Genomic DNA, 17781 nt, shown 5'->3' with positions numbered 1-17781 from the left:
TTGAGCCAACTCGATTTTATGAGTTGGCTCATGATGTTAAGGCATATCAGAGGTCAACGAACTCCGGGATGTGAGCGCGGCCGCGGCTCTCGAGAAAATCGAGCAGGGCGCGGGGGGAGCGGGCCAGGATCCGCTCATGTGGGAAGTTGGCTTCGGTGACCAGCCGATGGCAGTGATCAAAGTCGCCGAGGCTGAATGCCACGTGGGAGTCGGAGCCGAAAGTGAGGTAGGCACCCAGATCGCGCGCCGCCTCGACGATGGCGCGGCAGTTGCTTTCGCTGCCTGCACGGGAGTGACTGAACGAGGAGTTGTTGACCTCCAGCGCCACTCGATACTCTGCCGCTGCCTTGACCACCGCCTGAATATCGATGGGGAAGGCGGGATTGCCGGGGTGGCTAATCATGTCGACCCGGCCGCTTCGAATGGCGTTGATCATGGCCTGGGTGTGGGTCGCCTGATCGCAGGGGGGAAACACCGGTTCGTGAAAGCCCGCCATGATCATGTCGAGCCGGGACTCGTAGCGCTCGGGGAAGTCTATTTCACCGTCGATGTTCTTGATGTTGGCTTCGATGCCGCGCAGGATACCGACCCCGTCCACAACCCTGGGCAACACGTGCAGATTGACGAAATGCCAGTAATGCGGGGCATCTGCCATGTCCGGGCCATGGTCCGTTGTGGCGAACAGCTTGATTCCCTTGGCTTTGGCGATGGGCAGGTAATCGTGAATGGTGCTGTAGGCGTGGGTGCTGGCGACGGTGTGCGTGTGGGTATCGACCGTATACTTCATCTTCTCTCCCCTCTGGCATGAGGCGACAGCATAGCAAGATTGGCGAAGCTGGGCCATGTGGCTGGTTGCCATACTTTGTCACAATTTGGGTCTGTGCTGACAAAGTCTGATGACGTTTCACTGCGAGGATGGCGACATCGATGCAAGCCTGAACACCCATCGATGGGTCGACACTGGATGGTCAGACCCGTTTTCCCCGCCGTCGCCCCTGCGACGGTTTTTTTTTGGTTCTCTTTCAGCGCATCGGGTGACGGCAGGGCAAAAAAATGCCCAACTAGCATGACGCAGGTTGGGCGAGACTTAATGTTTAATTGCAGTGGCATAGATATAGAGTGCCGTCTCGCCGCGAAGTTCCCGCCATCTTCCCTCTTTTTTGATTAAAAACATTTAGCCAACACTTGTTCACATTCTCTTGACATGGATGGGCGTGAAACGTACTTTTTAAACATTCGTTTAAGTGAGGTGTCCAGTGAGTAAAATCGATACCAAGAACCGTATTCTCGATGCCGCCGAGGTGCTGTTTGCCGAGCGGGGGTTCGCCGATACCTCGTTGCGTCTGATCACCAGCGAGGCCGATGTGAACCTGGCTTCGGTCAATTATCACTTCGGCTCCAAGAAGGAGCTTATCCAGGCGGTGCTCGACCGTTATCTGAGCCTCTTCATGCCGGCACTGGACGGGCGGTTACAGACGTTGATGGCGCAGGATCAGCTGACCCTGTTGCAGGTGTTCGAGAGCTTTGTCGAACCTCTGATGAAACTGTCGGCCGTCAGGGCGAATGGTCCGGCGCTCTTCATGCAGTTGCTGGGGCGCGGCTATATCGACAGTCAGGGCCACCTGCGCCGCTTTATTACCACCCATTATGGGGCGACCCTGCACGGGATCACCCAGGCCATCTCCAAGGCCAATCCGGATTTGTCGCCAGCGGATCTCTTCTGGCGCCTGCACTTCACCCTGGGCACCGTCGTCTTCACCATGGCCTCTGCGGATGCCCTGCGTGACATCGCCCAGGCCGATTTTGGTCAGCAGCTCGATGTGGAAGGGCTGGTGCGCAACGTCATTCCTTATCTGGCGTCCGGTGTCGGGGCGCCCGTGGAGTCGACCAGGCTCTCCCTGGCCGTGTAACACCTAACAATAATCAACGGAAACAGTGAAATAGAAGGAACTTCGGTATGATCACATTGCTTGTCCTGCTGGTGCTGGCGATAGCCGTGGTGCTCGGTGTCCCCGCCATCCGTAAAAAGGTGGTGACCCGCCCCGTGTTCGGCATCTTCAAGAAGATACTGCCGCCCCTGTCGGCCACCGAGCGGGAGGCCATGGAGGCCGGCTCCGTCTGGTGGGACGGGGAGCTGTTTCGCGGCAACCCGGACTGGAAGAAACTGCACGGCTACGGCAAGGCCGAGCTGAGTGCAGAAGAGCAGGCCTTTATCGACAACCAGGTCGAAACCCTGCTCGCCATGGTGGACGACTTCAAGATCGTCAACGAGACCAAGGACCTGCCGGAGCCGGTGTGGGACTATCTGAAGAAAGAAGGCTTCTTCTCCCTGATCATCCCGAAATCCTACGGCGGCCGCGAGTTCTCGGCGATTGCCAACTCCACCATCGTCACCCGTATCGCCACCAAGAGCCTGAGCGTCGCGGTCACCGTCATGGTGCCCAACTCCCTCGGCCCGGGCGAGTTGCTGATGCATTACGGCACCCAGGCCCAGAAAGATTTCTGGCTGCCGGGGCTGGCCAACGGCAAGGAGGTACCCTGCTTCGCCCTGACCGGGCCGGAAGCGGGCTCCGATGCGGGCGCCATCCCGGACAAGGGGATCGTCTGCAAGGGGATGCACAAGGGTGAAGAGGTGCTGGGCATTCGTCTGAACTGGAACAAGCGCTACATCACCCTGGCGCCGCGTGCCACCGTGCTGGGGCTGGCGTTCAAGCTCTATGACCCGGAAAAACTGCTGGGTGACAAGGAAGAGATCGGCATCACCTGTGCGCTGATCCCGACCAGTCACCCTGGCGTGCGCGTCGGCGATCGCCACTACCCCATGGGGTTGGCGTTCCTGAATGGCCCGACCTTCGGCAAGGATGTGTTCATTCCGCTCGACTGGATCATCGGTGGCCCGGATTACGCCGGCCGCGGCTGGCGCATGCTGGTGGAGTGCCTCTCCGCCGGTCGCGGCATCTCGCTGCCTGCTCTGGGCACCGCCTGTGGACACATGGCGAGCCGCACCGTGGGCGCCTACTCCTACGTGCGCAAGCAGTTCGGCATGTCCATCGGCAAGTTTGAAGGGGTGCAGGAAGCGCTGGCCCGCATTGGCGGCCTCACCTATCAGCTCGAAGGCGCTCGTCGCATGACCGCAGGTTCCCTGGACTTGGGTCAGGCTCCGGCCATCGTCACCGCGATTTCCAAGTACCACATGACCGAGATGGCGCGCCAGATCATGGATGACTCCATGGACATCCACGCCGGTCGCGCCATCCAGCTGGGCCCGAAAAACTACACCGGCTACGCCTACATGGGTATTCCGGTCGCCATCACGGTGGAAGGGGCCAACATCCTGACCCGCAACCTGATGATCTTCGGGCAGGGGGCTACCCGCTGTCACCCGTACGTGTTTGCCGAGCTGGAAGCGGCGGCCGATACCGACGTGGAGCGCGGTCTCGAGAAGTTTGACGCCCTGCTGATGAAGCACATCGCCTTTGGCGCCGGCAACTTCTTTGGTTCCCTGTTCCAGGGGCTGACCCTGGGCCAGTTCAACAGCGCGCCGGTGGCTGGTGAAACCGCCCGCTACTACAAGCAGCTCTCTCGCATGAGTAAAGGGCTGGCGCTGTGCGCCGACGTCTCCATGCTGATGCTGGGCGGGGATCTCAAGCGCAAGGAGATGATCTCCGCCCGTCTGGGTGACGTGCTGAGTCACCTCTACCTGGCCTCCGCCACCCTCAAGCATTACGAGGATCAGGGCCGCATGGTCTCTGACCTGCCGTTCGTGCAGTACGCGGTGGAGCGCAACCTCTACCTGATTGGCAAGGCGTTCGAGGGCTTCTTCCAGAACTTCCCGAACAAGGTGGTGGGTGCCGTACTCAAGCGGGTGGTGTTCCCGTTCGGCGTCGGTTACAAGATGCCGGCGGACGATCGTTGCCATGCCATCTGTCTGGCCATGATGACGCCGGGCGAGTTCCGGGATCGTCTGACCGCACTCTGCTATGTGGGCAAGGACGAGGCGGATCCGGTGGGGCTGATGGAGCGTGCCTTCCAGGCCATGGTCTCGGTGCAGCCCATCGAGAAGAAGCTGGTGCAGGCCCAGAAAGAGGGCAGACTGCCCCGCAAGCTGGCGCTGCCTGAGCTGGTGGCTGCGGCCCTGTCCCAGTCCATCCTCGGCAAGGAGGAGGCGGACAAGCTGCTGGCCGCCGATGCCCTGCGCTACGAGGCTATCCAGGTGGACAACTTCGCTCCTGGCGAGCTGGAAGGATTGTCTCAACCGAACCCGGTCGAGCATGCAGCCTGACCCCGAGCGTAAACCGACAACCGGCCCTAGTGGCCGGTTTTTTGTTGTTTAACCAGGCATTTACAAGGTCGATTAATTCCAGTTTAATGCAATGGCCCCCACCCTTGGGGCAGGAAGCAAGGCCATCGGAATGGCCGATAACAACAACTCAGGAAGAGTGAATGAACCTCGCCAAAACGGCGATCGAACGCCCCATCTGGGTGGCGGTCTCGGTCGTGCTGATTTTTTTGCTGGGCCTGCTCAGCATCCGGGGACTGCCCGTCCAGCTGTTTCCCGACATAGACCGTCCTCACCTCAACATCACGGTGGACTGGCGCTCGGCCTCGCCCCAGGAGATGGAGTCGGAGATAACCGATCCCATCGAGCAGGAGATGCAGGGGGTACAGGGGCTCAAGAGCCTCAGCAGCAACAGCTACCCCGGCTTCACCGAAATCGACATGGAGTTTGCCCTCGGCACCGACATGCAGCGGGCCCAGCTTGACGTCATCTCCCGCCTGAACCGGGTCTCGGGGCTGCCGGACAACATCGGTGGCCCTTACGTCAACAACTACAGCAGCAACGACACCCTGACCTTCTTCTTCATCCAGCAACTGCCCGGCGCCAAGGGGGAGATAGACGATCACCAGGCGCTGATCGAGGCGCGGGTCAAGCCCGAGCTGGAGCGGATCCCCGGGGTGTCCACGGTCGACATCGAGGGGATCAACGAGCGCCAGATCCAGATCCGTTTCGACCCTTACCGCGCCGCTGAGCTGGGGGTGGAGATCCCGGTGCTCGCCAGCCGGGCAACGACGGGCTGGGATGTGTCGGCCGGCACCCTCGACATCGGACGCTGGGAGTACAAGCTGCGCTTTGCCGGTCGCTATGACGTGGCGGCCCTGGGGGACAAGGTGGTGGACTGGCGTGACGGGCTGCCCATCTATCTGCGGGACGTTGCCGAGATCAGAGTGGCCCGGGAGGAGAACCCGGTGCTGCGCATCCAGAACGGCAACACCGCCATCGCGGCGCAGATCTTCAAGGAGAGCGGCGCCAATGCCCTGGCGGCGCTCGAGGGGATCAAGGCCAAGGTCGGGGAGCTCAACCGGGAGGTGCTGGAGCCGGTCGGCCTGCACATGGAGCAGTCGTTTGACGCTTCTCTCTACATCAACCGGGCGGTGAGCATGGTGACCGCCAACCTGGGGCTCGGGGTGCTGCTCTCCTGCGCCATCCTCTGGGTCTTTCTGCGCCAGCTCAAGGCGACCCTGATGATCGCGATCGCCATTCCCATCAGCATCATGCTCACCTTCTGCCTGCTCAAGGTGATGGGGCGGACCCTCAATATCATCTCCCTGGCGGGCATTGCGTTTGCGGTCGGCATGGTGCTCGACGCCGCCATCGTGGTGCTGGAGAGCATCTACCGGCGCCATGAGCGGGGTGACATCAGCAAGGGAGAGGCGGCGCTGGAGGGCACCCGCCGGGTGTGGACCGCTCTGGTGGCGTCCACCCTGACCACGGTCGCCATCTTCCTGCCGGTGCTCCTGCTCAACGATGTGGAAGGGCAGTTGTTTGCTGATCTTGCGCTCACCATCGCCTGCGCGGTGACCGTCTCCATGGTGGTGGCGGTCACGGTGTTGCCTGCGGTGGCGGCGCGCTGGATGGGGCACGAGCGGCTGATTGATCCCTTTGAGCGCCTGTGGTGCCGCGCCACTCGCCATGTGATCCGTTGGACTGCCACCGCCCCCAGGCGCTGGGCCATCATCGTCCTGATGATGACGGGGCCTGTGCTGGCGAGCTGGCTGCTGCTGCCCAAGATGAACTACCTGCCAGATGTGAAGCGGGACGCCATCGACGTCTGGATGAGTTTCACCCCCGGGGTCAATCTCAAGGCCCAGCGGGAGGAGGTGATCGATACTCTGATTGCCCGCCTCGACCCCTATATGAAAGGGGAGAAGGAGCCTGTCCTCAAGAACTACTACATCCTGCGCTACCCGGGTGGTGCCCAGATCGGGGTGCGACCAAAGGAGGATAACCAGATCAAGGTGCTGGAGCAGCTCTTGATGAAGCAATTGCTGGTGGGCATTCCCGACACCCGGGTATTTGGCGGTCAGGGGTCCCTGTTTGGCGGTTTTGACAGTGAAAACAGCATCTCCCTGCTGATCCAGGGGGGTGGGCTGCCCGAACTCTATCAGGCGGCCAGGGAGAGCATGACCATAGTGCAGCGGGACTTGCCCGGCGCCCAGGTCAGGCCAGAGCCCGGACTCGATTTCACCGCTCCCGAGCTTCGGCTGGTGCCCCAGGACAGGCGCCTGGCCGAGGTGGGCTGGGATCGCTCCCCCATGCCCGCCATCATCCAGACCTTTGGCGATGGTCTGCGGGTCGGCGAATATTTCGACGGGGATGAGCGGCTCGACATCCTGCTGATGGGGCAGGCCTCCGCCAACCCGGACGAGCTCAAGGCGGTGCCGCTTGCTACCCCGTCCGGGCGCATCGTTCCCCTTGGGGAACTGCTGCGGGTGGAGCCGCAACTCGGGCCTGAGAGCATCTTCCGATCCGATGGGCGGCGCAGCATCAGCCTGCAGATATCGCCCCCGGCGGGAATGAGCATGGAGCAGGTGCTCGACACCCTGCAGCACAAGAGCTTTGCCGCCATCCGGCCATTGCTGCCGGCCGGGGGGGAGCTGCGGGTCGCCGGCAATGCCGACAGCCTGCAGCAGGCGCTCGGCAACCTCGGCAGCATCTTCCTGTTCGCCGTGATGATACTGCTCATTCTGCTGTGGGGGGTCTTCGCCTCCCTCAAGGATGCCGTGCTGGTGCTGCTCACCTTGCCGCTCGCCACCGTAGGCGGCGTGCTGGCGCTGCACCTGAGCGGTCTGGTGGCGCCGCTGCCGATGGACTTGCTCACCATCATCGGCTTCGTCATCCTGCTCGGGTTGGTGGTCAACAACGCCATTCTGCTGGTGCACCAGACCAGGATGGCCGAGCGGGAGGGGATGAGCCGGCAGTCGGCAGTCACCGATGCTCTGCAAAGCCGGATGCGTCCCATCGCCATGACCAGCCTCACCAGCATCTTCGGCATGCTGCCCCTGATGCTGAGTCCGAGCGAGGGGAGCGAAATCTACCGGGGGCTGGCCACCGTCATCGTCGGCGGCATGAGTTGCAGCACCCTCTTCACCCTGATCCTGTTGCCCGCCTTCCTGCGGTTGGGGGAGCAGACCGACATACCGCACGCCCTTCGGCAGCGTGCCTGAGCAAGGAGCTCATCGATGACACAAGGTTTCACAAGGATAGTGGTGGGGGCTCTGCTGCTGGCTGGCGGGCTGCCTGCGCTTGCACAAAGCAAGATGGTGACGCTGGCGGAGGTGGCCCAGGGAGAGGCGGGGGCCAGCATCTGGGTCAGCGGCACGGTGGCAAGCCGCCAGCAGGCGGCGCTCAGCGCCGAAGTGAGCGGTCGGGTGGAGTGGATAGCCGAGTTTGGCAGCCGGGTGAAGGCGGGGGATGAGTTGTTGCGCCTGGACAGCGCGACCCTGCGCCTTTCGCTGGAGCAGGCGAGGGCGGAACAAGCCAGAGAGGGGAGCAACCTGCGTTACGCTCGCGCCGAGTTCCAGCGCCTGGATCGTTTGCACCAGCAAAAGAGTGCCTCCCAGAGCCAGTATGACAAGGCGCGTTATGACGTGGAGCAGGCTGAGCTGGCCGAGCAGCTGGCGCGGGTGCAGGTGCGCCAGATTGAGGAGCAGCTGCGCAGAAGCCGCATCTTTGCCCCGTTTGACGGAGTGGTGAATGAACACTTCATCCAGCCGGGGGAGCATGTGGATGCGGGCGAACAGGCGCTTGAGCTGGTCAATCCGGACCAGCCGGACATCCGGTTGCGTGCGCCCATCGCCTGGGCCCGGCAACTGGCTACCCAGACCCGGTTGCGGGTGGAAGGGGAGCAGCTCAGCAGCCACGCCATCTATTACCAGCGGGCGGCGAGCGCCGATCCCAAGTCCCGGCTCATCGAGCTGCGCCTCAAGCCGGAAGCGGGTACCTTCATCATCGGCTCGCCAGTGCGGGTGGCGCTGCCGATGGGAGAGCAGCACACCATGCTGCTGCCTCGGGATGCCCTGGTGCTCGGCACCGAGGGGAGCGTGGTCTATCAGGTGGAGCAGCGCGGCGAGGCGCTCAAGGTGAACCGGGTGCCGGTCACCGTGCTCTTTGGGGACAGCCGGGAGGTGGCGGTGAGCGGCGCTCTCAAGCAGGGAGACAAGGTGGTGGTGCGCGGCGCCGGCAGCCTGCAGGATGGGGACAAGGTGGAGCTGTTTCGCGGTTGAACCCGGGGCAGATCCCATAAAAAAACGGCTCCCGCGGGAGCCGTTTTTGTTGTAGGGAGGAGGGGCGATTACTCGACCATCATCACCTTGCAGGTGTTGGTGCTGCCGACGGTTTCCATCTTGTCGCCGTGGGTGAGCAATACCATGTCGCCGCTTTGCAGCAGTCCCTTGGCCTTGAGCACGTCCAGCGCGTCGCGGCACACCTCGTAGACCGGCTTGGTCTCGTCGCCATCAAACAGCACGGGGGTGACGCCGCGGTAGAGGTTGGCCCAGGCCAGGGTCTTGTTGTGAGGAGACATGGCGAAGATGGGCAGGCCGGAGCTGATGCGGGACATCAGCAGCGGGGTGGTGCCCGACTCGGTCAGCGCCACGATCGCCTTGACCCCTTCCAGGTGGTTGGCCGCATACATGGTGGACATGGCCACCGCCTCTTCCACCGAGGTGAAGGTGTAGTTCATGCGGTGGTTGGATACGTTCAGGCTCGGGTGCTTCTCGGCGCCCACACAGACGCTGGCCATGGAGGTCACGGTCTCGATGGGGAACTGGCCGGCGGCGGTCTCGGCGGAGAGCATCACCGCATCGGTACCGTCCAGCACGGCGTTGGCCACGTCCATGACTTCGGCACGGGTCGGGAGCGGTGCGTTGATCATGGACTCCATCATCTGGGTCGCGGTGATGACCACGCGATTCAGGCGGCGGGAGTGGCGAATGAGCTTCTTCTGCACACCCACCAGTTCGGGGTCGCCGATTTCGACACCCAGGTCACCACGGGCCACCATGACGGCATCGGAGCCAAGGATGATGTCTTCCATCGCCTCGTCGCTGGCGACGGTCTCGGCGCGCTCGACCTTGGCCACGATCTTGGCGTTGGAGCCGGCTTCGCGGGCCAGTTCGCGGGCGTAGCGCAAATCATCGCCGCTGCGGGGGAAGGAGACCGCCAGGTAGTCCACGTTCATGCGGGCGGCGGTCTTGATGTCTTCCTTGTCCTTCTCGGTCAGGGCCGGGGCAGAGAGGCCGCCCCCCTTCTTGTTGATGCCCTTGTTGTTGGAGAGAGGGCCGGCCACGGTCACCGTGGTGTGGATGCGGGTGCCTTCGACCTGCTCGACCTTCAGTTGCACGCGGCCATCGTCCAGCAGCAGGATGTCACCGGATACCACGTCCTGCGGCAGGCTCTTGTAGTCGATGCCAACCTGCTCCTGGCAGCCTTCGCCCTTGCCGAGGGCGGCGTCGAGAATGAACTTGTCACCGATGGCGAGGTAGATCTTGCCATCCTTGAAGGTGGAGACGCGGATCTTGGGGCCTTGCAGATCGCCCATGATGGCCACGTGGCGGCCCAGCTTGGCGGCGATGTCACGCACCTGGTTGGCGCGCTGGATATGATCTTCAGGAGTGCCGTGGGAGAAGTTCATCCGCACCATGTCGGCACCGGCGCGAATGATCCCCTCAAGAATGCCGTCGCGATCGGTCGCCGGACCGAGTGTGGTAACAATCTTTGTACGTCTTGGCATGAAAGACTCCAATGTGAAGTTGATATGACTTGAAATACTGCCCCGTCAAGCATGTGGCATGGCGCCAACTGGCAGGCCATCTGGGTGGCCTTGTTTGATTGAATTTCGATACTACACCAAGCCCGTTGGCATAGACAGTCGGGGGCGGACCCCCGAATGATCAGGAGGAGTGCGGGGTATCAAAGCGGGATTCGCGCAAACCTTCTTTGACTTTCTTCAGGTTTTCGCGAAATTTCATGCCACGGCGCAGGGTGAAACCGGTGGCCAGCACGTCCACCAGGGCGAGCTGGGCGATGCGCGAGGCCATGGGCATGTAGACGTCGGTGTCTTCCGGCACGTCCATGGAGAGCACCAGGTTGCATTCGCGGGCCAGGGGAGAGTCCTTGGCGGTCATGCCGATGACGGTGGCATCGTTTTCCCGGGCCAGCGCGGCAATTTCCACCAGGGCCTTGGTGCGGCCGGTGTGGGAGATGAGGACCACCACGTCCCCTTCACTGCTGTTGATGCAGCTCATGCGCATCATGACGATGTCATCGAAGCTCACGACGGGGATATTGAAGCGGAAGAACTTGTTCTGGGCATCCCGGGCGACGGCGGAGGAGGCGCCCAGACCAAAGAAGCTGATCTTCTTGGACTGGGTCAGAATATCGACGCAGCGGTTGATGGCCGAGATGTCCAGGCTGTTCTTGGCGGCATCGAGGCAGGCCATGGTGGATTCGAAGATCTTGGCGGTATAGGTATCCGGGCCGTCTTCCGCTTCCACGTGGCGGTTCACATAAGGGGTGCCGTTGGCCAGGCTCTGGGCCAGGTGCAGCTTGAAATCGGGAAAACCCTTGGTATCGAGGCGACGGCAGAAACGGTTGACGGTCGGTTCGCTCACATCGGCCAGCTTGGCCAGGGTAGCAATGCTGGAGTGAATGGCGGTCTGGGGTGAGGCCAGGATCACTTCAGCCACCTTACGCTCTGATTTACTGAAACTTTCCAGATTGTTCGTAATTTTATCGAGGGTATTCATCATTACCACCAGGCATTTTTGTAATTTAACTTCAGTGTCTGTGCACTAAATTCACAGCTCAAGCAGGTTTCCAGTCTCCGCGATGACTATACAAGACAAGCGCTTATCGGAACTAATCTCGGCCCTGCAAAGTATGACTCATGTCTAATTATTTCGTGTTTTTAGTTGCAAACTTCCATTTGCGTCTTGAAAACGCTTACAAATGTTGCAAAGCAACAACACTGTGAGCGGGCGCACACTTGTCTGCATAAATCGCGCAGCCCGGCTGCGGGCTCGAGTAGTATTGCAGCCAAATAATAATGTCGGGACGGTAAGGGCCGCCCCGAGTCGGTAACGAAGGAGTTTGTTATGCAGCATACCCATGCGCTGGTGGGCGACGTTGGCGGTACCAATGCCCGGCTGGCCCTCTGCGAACTGGCGACGGGCGCCATTTCCCAGGCAAAAACCTATTCGGGGCTGGCCCATCCCAGCCTGGAGGCCGTGGTGCGCCTCTATCTCGAAGAGCACGATGCCACCGTGGGCGAGGCGTGCATCGCCATCGCCTGTCCCATCAATGGTGACTGGGTCGCCATGACCAACCACAGCTGGGAGTTCTCCATCCGCGAGATGCAGGCCAACCTCGGCCTGGCACGCCTGCAGGTGATCAACGATTTCACTGCTGTCTCCATGGCGGTGCCCGTGCTCGGCGAGAGCGATCGCATCCAGCTCGGGGGCGCGGCCCCGGTAGCCGGCAAGCCCATCGCCATCTATGGCGCAGGGACCGGCCTTGGCGTTGCCCACCTGGTGCAGGCCGGTGAGCAGTGGCTGAGCCTGCCGGGTGAGGGCGGTCACGTGGACTTCGCCGCCAACACGGAAGAGGAAGATGCGGTTCTGCAGGTGATGCGCGGCGAGCTGGGCCATGTGTCGGCGGAGCGTTTCCTCTCGGGCCCCGGGCTCGTCAATCTCTATCGCGGCCTGGTCAAATCCGATGGCCGCGAGCCCGAACCCTTTGCCCCCAAGGACATCACCGAGCGCGCGCTGGCGGGGGATTGCCTCGATTGCCGCCGCACCTTGAGCCTGTTCTGCGTGCTCATGGGCCGCTTTGCCGGCAACCTGGCCCTCAACATGGGCACCTTCGGCGGTGTCTACATCGCCGGTGGCATAGTGCCGCGCTTCCAGGAGTTCTTCATCGGATCGGGCTTTCGGGTCGCCTTCGAGGACAAGGGGCGCTTCAAGCCTTACCTCAAAGACATTCCGGTCTTCCTCATCACCCATGAAGGGCCGGGGCTGCTCGGGGCGGGAGCCTATCTGCGCCAGTCCCTCGGGATCCGTCTCTGAGCCTTGCCAGGGTGAACATGGTTCAGTCCCGATTCAGTGACCGGGGCGTAAAGTGAACCTACGTACTCAAGAGGACGGGGCTTCATAGGGAATTGAAACCGGTCTTCATCCGCTGGGTGCGCATTGTCACCTGACAAGCCTGAACTGTTTTACCGGCCCTCGCGGCCGGTTTTTTTATGCCTGTCGTTTCTGCGCGAGCATGGGGCTGAGGGGAGCTGCAGGCCAGCTTCTGATGGGGGGGCAAGCTCGTCAGCCTCGCTGCCATGTGCTTGGCCTGGTCAAAGCATAAGGAGTTAGGCGTGAGACAGGGAAAGCACCGGGATGGCAATGCCCGAATGCGGCAGGAGCCAGGTACTGGCTCCTGCGCTGTCAGGGGAGGGTGATGTGGAATCTCGCGCCGCCGAGCGGGGAGTCATCCACCCGGATCTCGCCGCCGTAGCTGTGCACGATTTCGGTCACCACGGCGAGGCCAATCCCCTGGCCGGGGGAGCTGTCAGCCCGCACGCCGCGCTGGAAGATCTGTTGCGATTTGCCGGGGTCGATGCCGGGACCGTCGTCTTCCACCACGATGAGCAGGCCGCGCTCCCGGTGGCGGACATGAACCCGGATCTCGCTGATGGCGAACTTGCAGGCGTTGTCCAGCAGGTTGCCCATCAGCTCCATCAGATCGCCCTGCTCGCCGTGAAAGAAGACATCGTCGTCAAACTGGAAGCCGGTCTGCAGCTTCTTGTGGCGATAGACCTTGGCGAGGCTGGCCAGCAGCTTCTCTATAAGGGGAACCGGTTCGGTGCCCTTGCTCGCGAGGCGCTTTCGCCCGGTGACGGCGCGGCGCAACTGGTACTGGATGATCTGATCCATGGTGGTGATCTGTTCATTGATGTTGTCATGGATGTCGTGGCCGAGCTTGAGCTCCTGGGCGGTGATCTGGATGAGCGCCAGCCGGGTTTTCAGGCTGTGGGCGAGATCGTTGAGGGCGTGCGAGTAGCGCTGGGTCTGCTGGCGTTCGTTCTCCAGCAACTGGTTGACCGAGCTTGTCAGGGGGGTCAGTTCGCGCTCGTAGTCGTTTGACAGCGCCTCTCGCGTACCGGCGCGGATCTCGTCAATCTGGCGCGCCATGGTGCGCAGGGAGGAGAGGCTCCAGAAACTGGTGAGCAGCAACAGAGCGCCCAGCAGACAGTAGGCGAGCAGCGCCTGGCGAATGCAGCGGTAGAGGTAATCGCGGGTCTGGGCCTGATAGCGCCGGGCGGAATCGACCATCACCACGTAGTAGGTGGTGGGGCCGGCGCCATGATTGCGCAGGAAACGCAGGCTGTAGATGAAGTAGCTCTCGCCGTTCTTGATGGTATGCAGCTTGAAGAAATAGTCCTGATCCAGTCCCCCCAGGTATCTCATCAGATCCCGGCAGATGGTCTCCTTGATGGAGACCACCTCCGGCATGTGCAGGCTGGACCAGCTCAGCACTCCGTCGGCGCGGCAGATCAGGGTATCGAGATTGGGATCGATGGCATCCGGGGTGAGCTTGCCTAGATCCGTCATGGCGTGGGGCTCCGGCTGCTTTGACGAGAACAGCTTGGAGAGGTTCTCCTGCATGCGGACACTGGCTTTCTGGGCCTGCTCCTCGGCATGGCCGAGGTAGAGGATGTAGACGGAGAAGGCCATGATGAGCGCGATGACCAGCATGGCACTCAGCATCAGCTTGAGGTGCAGGGAGCGGCGGATCAGGGTCAGGGGATGCAACATGGCAAGGCGCATCAGCTGCAGGCGAGGTTGAAGATGTAGCCCTGGCGGCGGATGGTGGAGATGGGCTGGATGCTCCCTTCCGGATCCAGTTTTTTGCGAAGCCGGCTCACCATCACCTCGATGGTGTTGGGATCCCCTTCACCATCCCCATAGAGCTGATCCAGCAACTGCTGTTTGGAGACCACCTGACGGGCATTTCGCATCAGGTATTCCAAGATCAGATATTCGAAACTGGTCAGCACGGTGACCTCGCCGGCGATGGTCAGCTCCTTGCGGGAGAGATCCAGCTCGTAGTCACCCGCCTTCACTCTGGGGGAGATGAAGCCGGCGCTGCGGCGTACCAGCGCATTGAGACGGGCCAGCAGTTCGTCCTTCTGGAAGGGTTTGACCAGGTAGTCGTCCGCCCCGGCCTCCAGTCCTTCCACCTTGTCCTGCCAGTTGCCTCTGGCCGTCAGCACAATGATGGGAAAGGGGATCTGCTGCTCGCGCAGGCGGGTGATGAGCTGAAGGCCATCCATGTCAGGCAGGCCCAGATCGATGATGGCGACATCGATGGGGTAGTCGGCTGCGTAGTGCAGCGCCACCTGGGCATTGTCCGTGCTGTAAACCTGGTTCTGGGCCTCGGTCAACAGGGTGGAGAGGTGGTGATTGAGCAGCTTGTCGTCTTCAACCAGTAGGATTTTCATAAGATGCATGATGATGAGGGTCCAGGCTGCCAATTAGAGGGTCAACAAGAGGGAGAGTCAATCTGGATCCTACCTGACCCCGCTGTATCGGGACTGAATCATCCCTGTCTTCTTTCCTCATGCATTTCCCATGATGCAACGCTGTGCCATCAGCCTCGTGTTCAGGCTCGCTATCCGTGCCTGCCGGTTTCTGGGTGTTGAGGGTCAGAGCCGGTGCAGGGGCTGGTCGCGACCATTCTTATCGCACAAGCGGCTTGCCGCTTTCAGCCTGCCGGTACACAGGGGCGGGGTGCCTTGCTGGCGTCAGGCCATCCCCGAGTGCCTGCACGCGCTTGAGGTATGAATTTAATTGTTTGAAATTAAACATGTTTACATGCCCTGGCCTGGATGCTGGAACAAAGCAGGGCAATCCCCGGCAACGGCTGAGTGGATTCACGGAGGGCAGTATCACATGAATGGTTTTTTTTGAATCCTGATTTCAATAGGCGCTTTCCTATTGTTTTGACTGTTCATCTTTGGGTTAAACAAGATAGAATCTGACCCCGAATCGGGTTTGGGGCACAGATAGCCCAAGATGTGAGCAATGCAGGCTGTGGACTGCCTGGGTGTGCAATGTAATGCGACAACATTGTTAAACATCAATCAAAACAAGAAGCTGGAGGATGTTATGGCCAACAGCACGGACAATCAGGTTAAAAGCAGCATGTTGGGAGCTGTAACCCAAGGGCGGTAGCATAAGCCTTGTTCACCTTCTGGGCTGACAACGGCATAATCTGCGTTTCCATCAATGTTGTTTTTCCATGCTCCTGAAATAAAGCGCCAACCTATTGAGGTAAATGGACTCCTCCCACACCTGTCCTGGTGTCTGTGCCATTACATCATTAGCTTGTTTATAGATGTGGTGGCATACGGCCGCCAACCATGAATCTCTTAATCTCTTTTCCATTTAATCAGATTGCAATCGGGAACCTTTCAATGAAGATCCTCGTGACTGGTGGTGCCGGTTTTATCGGTTCTGCCGTTGTTCGTCATATCATCCGGCACACCCAAGATTCAGTAGTCAACCTCGATAAGTTGACCTATGCGGGCAACCTGGAATCCTTGGCGGCTGTCTCTGCTAGCGACCGCTATGCGTTTGAACAAGTTGACATCTGCAACCGCGCCGAACTGGATCGGATCTTCGCTGCCCACCAACCCGATGCCGTGATGCACTTGGCCGCTGAGAGTCACGTTGATCGCTCCATCACGGGCCCCGCCGACTTCATCGAGACCAATATCGTCGGCACCTATATGTTGCTGGAAGCCGCACGCGCCTATTGGAACGGTTTGGACGAGGCGCGCAAGGCGGCCTTCCGCTTCCACCATATCTCCACCGACGAGGTGTATGGCGACCTGCCCCACCCAGATGAAGTCGCTACCGGTACAGTGCTGCCACTGTTCACCGAAAATACGCCTTACGCGCCCAGCAGCCCTTACTCTGCTTCCAAGGCCTCGAGCGACCATCTGGTGCGAGCGTGGCGCCGTACTTATGGCCTGCCGACCATCGTTACCAACTGCTCCAACAACTACGGCCCCTATCATTTCCCCGAAAAGTTGATCCCGCTGGTCATCCTCAATGCTCTGGATGGCAAGCCGCTGCCGGTTTATGGCAAGGGCGACCAGATTCGCGATTGGCTCTATGTTGAGGATCATGCGCGTGCACTCTATACCGTGGTCACCACAGGTGTGATCGGTGAAACCTACAACATTGGCGGTCACAACGAGAAACAGAATCTGGACGTCGTTCATACCATCTGCGATCTGCTCGACGAGATGGTACCTCTGTCTCCCTTGTACTTTGGGGGGGAGGGGAGAAGCTACCGCGATCAAATCACCTATGTGACCGATCGCCCCGGTCACGATCGCCGCTATGCCATCGATGCCAGCAAGATGAGCTGCGAACTGAATTGGCAACCGCAAGAGACCTTCGAATCTGGTATTCGCAAGACAGTACAGTGGTATCTGGAAAACCAGCATTGGGTCGGCAACGTCAAGAGCGGGGCCTACCAGTCCTGGGTCGCTCAGCACTATGGGGAAGAGAAGTAATGAAAGGAATTATTCTGGCCGGCGGTTCTGGCACTCGCCTTTACCCTATCACCATGGGCGTATCCAAACAGCTGTTACCAGTTTATGACAAGCCCATGATTTATTACCCACTATCAGTATTGATGCTTGCGGGGATCAGGGACATCCTGATTATCACAACACCTGAAGATCAAGCAAGTTTTCAACGTTTGCTAGGTGATGGCAGTAATCTTGGCATTAATCTGCAATTCGCAGTGCAATCATCTCCAGATGGTTTGGCTCAAGCTTTTTTAATCGGCGAAGAGTTTATTGATCGTGATAGCGTTTGCTTGGCGTTAGGCGATAATATTTTCTGGGGACAGGGTTTTTCTCCTATATTAATGCGTGCCGCCCAGCGTCAAACTGGTGCCACTGTTTTTGGTTATCAAGTGAAAGATCCTGAACGCTTTGGTGTTGTTGAATTTGATCAAAATAGAAAGGCGATCAGTATTGAAGAGAAACCAGTTAAGCCAAAGTCCAACTTTGCAGTAACAGGACTCTATTTTTACGATCACAAAGTGGTTGAGTTGGCCAAAAAAGTTAAACCCTCAGCCCGTGGTGAGCTCGAGATTACCACTATCAATGATATGTATCTGCAAGCCGGTGAGTTGAATGTAGAACTACTCGGTCGTGGTTTTGCTTGGCTTGATACTGGTACCCATGAAAGTTTACATGATGCCGCTTCTTTTGTTGAAACCATCGAAAAACGCCAAGGTTACAAAATTGCCTGCCTAGAAGAGATAGCATGGCGAAATGGGTGGTTGACGGATGAACAGTTGTCAATGGCTGCTAATTTGATGGCTAAAAATAGCTATGGTGAGTATTTGAGTTCGTTAAAAAAGTAGAA

The 17781-nt window shown here is 59.9% G+C and carries 12 protein-coding genes; 7 read left to right on the top strand and 5 right to left on the bottom strand.

Going from position 1 to position 17781, the window contains the following annotated elements:
* Positions 1–46: 46 nt before the first annotated feature.
* Positions 47–787 (bottom strand): phosphatase, encoded by a 741-nt coding sequence (locus tag AB5Y93_RS16970; protein WP_005324180.1) that lies wholly within the window; start codon positions 785–787, stop codon positions 47–49.
* Positions 788–1256: 469 nt separating this feature from the next.
* On the opposite strand from AB5Y93_RS16970, the gene AB5Y93_RS16965 reads away from it, so the two are divergent.
* From AB5Y93_RS16965 to AB5Y93_RS16950, 4 genes are all read left to right on the top strand, one after another.
* Positions 1257–1910 carry a TetR/AcrR family transcriptional regulator gene (locus AB5Y93_RS16965; RefSeq protein ID WP_005324182.1) on the top strand — a complete coding sequence of 218 codons (654 nt, stop codon included), beginning with the start codon at positions 1257–1259 and terminating at the stop codon, positions 1908–1910.
* A 47-nt stretch (positions 1911–1957) separates the two neighbouring features.
* Positions 1958–4282, top strand: a complete 2325-nt coding sequence (locus tag AB5Y93_RS16960) for an acyl-CoA dehydrogenase (RefSeq protein WP_325784816.1) — start codon at positions 1958–1960, stop codon at positions 4280–4282.
* A 161-nt stretch (positions 4283–4443) separates the two neighbouring features.
* Positions 4444–7506, top strand: a complete 3063-nt coding sequence (locus AB5Y93_RS16955; RefSeq protein ID WP_323933892.1) for an efflux RND transporter permease subunit — start codon at positions 4444–4446, stop codon at positions 7504–7506.
* Positions 7507–7521: 15 nt separating this feature from the next.
* On the top strand, positions 7522–8565 hold the full coding sequence (locus tag AB5Y93_RS16950) for an efflux RND transporter periplasmic adaptor subunit (RefSeq protein WP_368229904.1): 1044 nt from the start codon (positions 7522–7524) through the stop codon (positions 8563–8565).
* Positions 8566–8633: 68 nt separating this feature from the next.
* Here AB5Y93_RS16950 and pyk read toward each other — a convergent pair whose 3' ends face one another.
* Both pyk and AB5Y93_RS16940 read right to left on the bottom strand, forming a co-directional pair.
* A complete protein-coding gene (gene pyk / locus AB5Y93_RS16945) occupies positions 8634–10073 on the bottom strand; it encodes a pyruvate kinase (RefSeq protein ID WP_005324189.1) in 1440 nt (479 codons plus the stop codon).
* 160 nt (positions 10074–10233) lie between these two features.
* The gene (locus tag AB5Y93_RS16940) at positions 10234–11088 is read right to left on the bottom strand and encodes a MurR/RpiR family transcriptional regulator (protein ID WP_029314760.1); all 855 of its coding nucleotides are present in this window, start codon (positions 11086–11088) and stop codon (positions 10234–10236) included.
* A gap of 348 nt (positions 11089–11436) precedes the next feature.
* Here AB5Y93_RS16940 and glk point away from each other — a divergent pair, with 348 nt between their 5' ends.
* Positions 11437–12405: a glucokinase gene (glk, locus tag AB5Y93_RS16935; protein ID WP_039041241.1), complete on the top strand. Its 969-nt coding sequence runs from the start codon at positions 11437–11439 to the stop codon at positions 12403–12405.
* Between the two features lie 369 nt (positions 12406–12774).
* On the opposite strand, the gene AB5Y93_RS16930 is transcribed toward glk, so the two are convergent.
* Both AB5Y93_RS16930 and AB5Y93_RS16925 read right to left on the bottom strand, forming a co-directional pair.
* Entirely contained in the window at positions 12775–14157 is a 1383-nt protein-coding gene (locus AB5Y93_RS16930; protein WP_336578174.1) for an ATP-binding protein, read from the bottom strand.
* Positions 14157–14831 carry a response regulator gene (locus AB5Y93_RS16925; protein WP_041207018.1) on the bottom strand — a complete coding sequence of 225 codons (675 nt, stop codon included), beginning with the start codon at positions 14829–14831 and terminating at the stop codon, positions 14157–14159. The genes AB5Y93_RS16930 and AB5Y93_RS16925 overlap by 1 nt, the downstream gene beginning before the upstream one ends.
* Before the next feature lie 975 nt (positions 14832–15806).
* Between AB5Y93_RS16925 and rfbB the strand changes: the two genes are divergently transcribed.
* Positions 15807–16916: a dTDP-glucose 4,6-dehydratase gene (gene rfbB, locus AB5Y93_RS16920; protein ID WP_368229903.1), complete on the top strand. Its 1110-nt coding sequence runs from the start codon at positions 15807–15809 to the stop codon at positions 16914–16916.
* Complete coding sequence (gene rfbA, locus AB5Y93_RS16915; protein ID WP_201925821.1) at positions 16916–17779, top strand: glucose-1-phosphate thymidylyltransferase RfbA; 864 nt, start codon at positions 16916–16918, stop codon at positions 17777–17779. The genes rfbB and rfbA overlap by 1 nt, the downstream gene beginning before the upstream one ends.
* Positions 17780–17781 lie beyond the last annotated feature (2 nt).

This window comes from Aeromonas sp. R10-1 (genome assembly GCF_040908465.1).
In the GTDB taxonomy this organism is placed as follows: Bacteria; Pseudomonadota; Gammaproteobacteria; order Enterobacterales; family Aeromonadaceae; genus Aeromonas; species Aeromonas caviae.
Note: the sequence above shows the minus strand (reverse complement) of the source record. Positions and strands in the feature narration are given on the sequence as shown.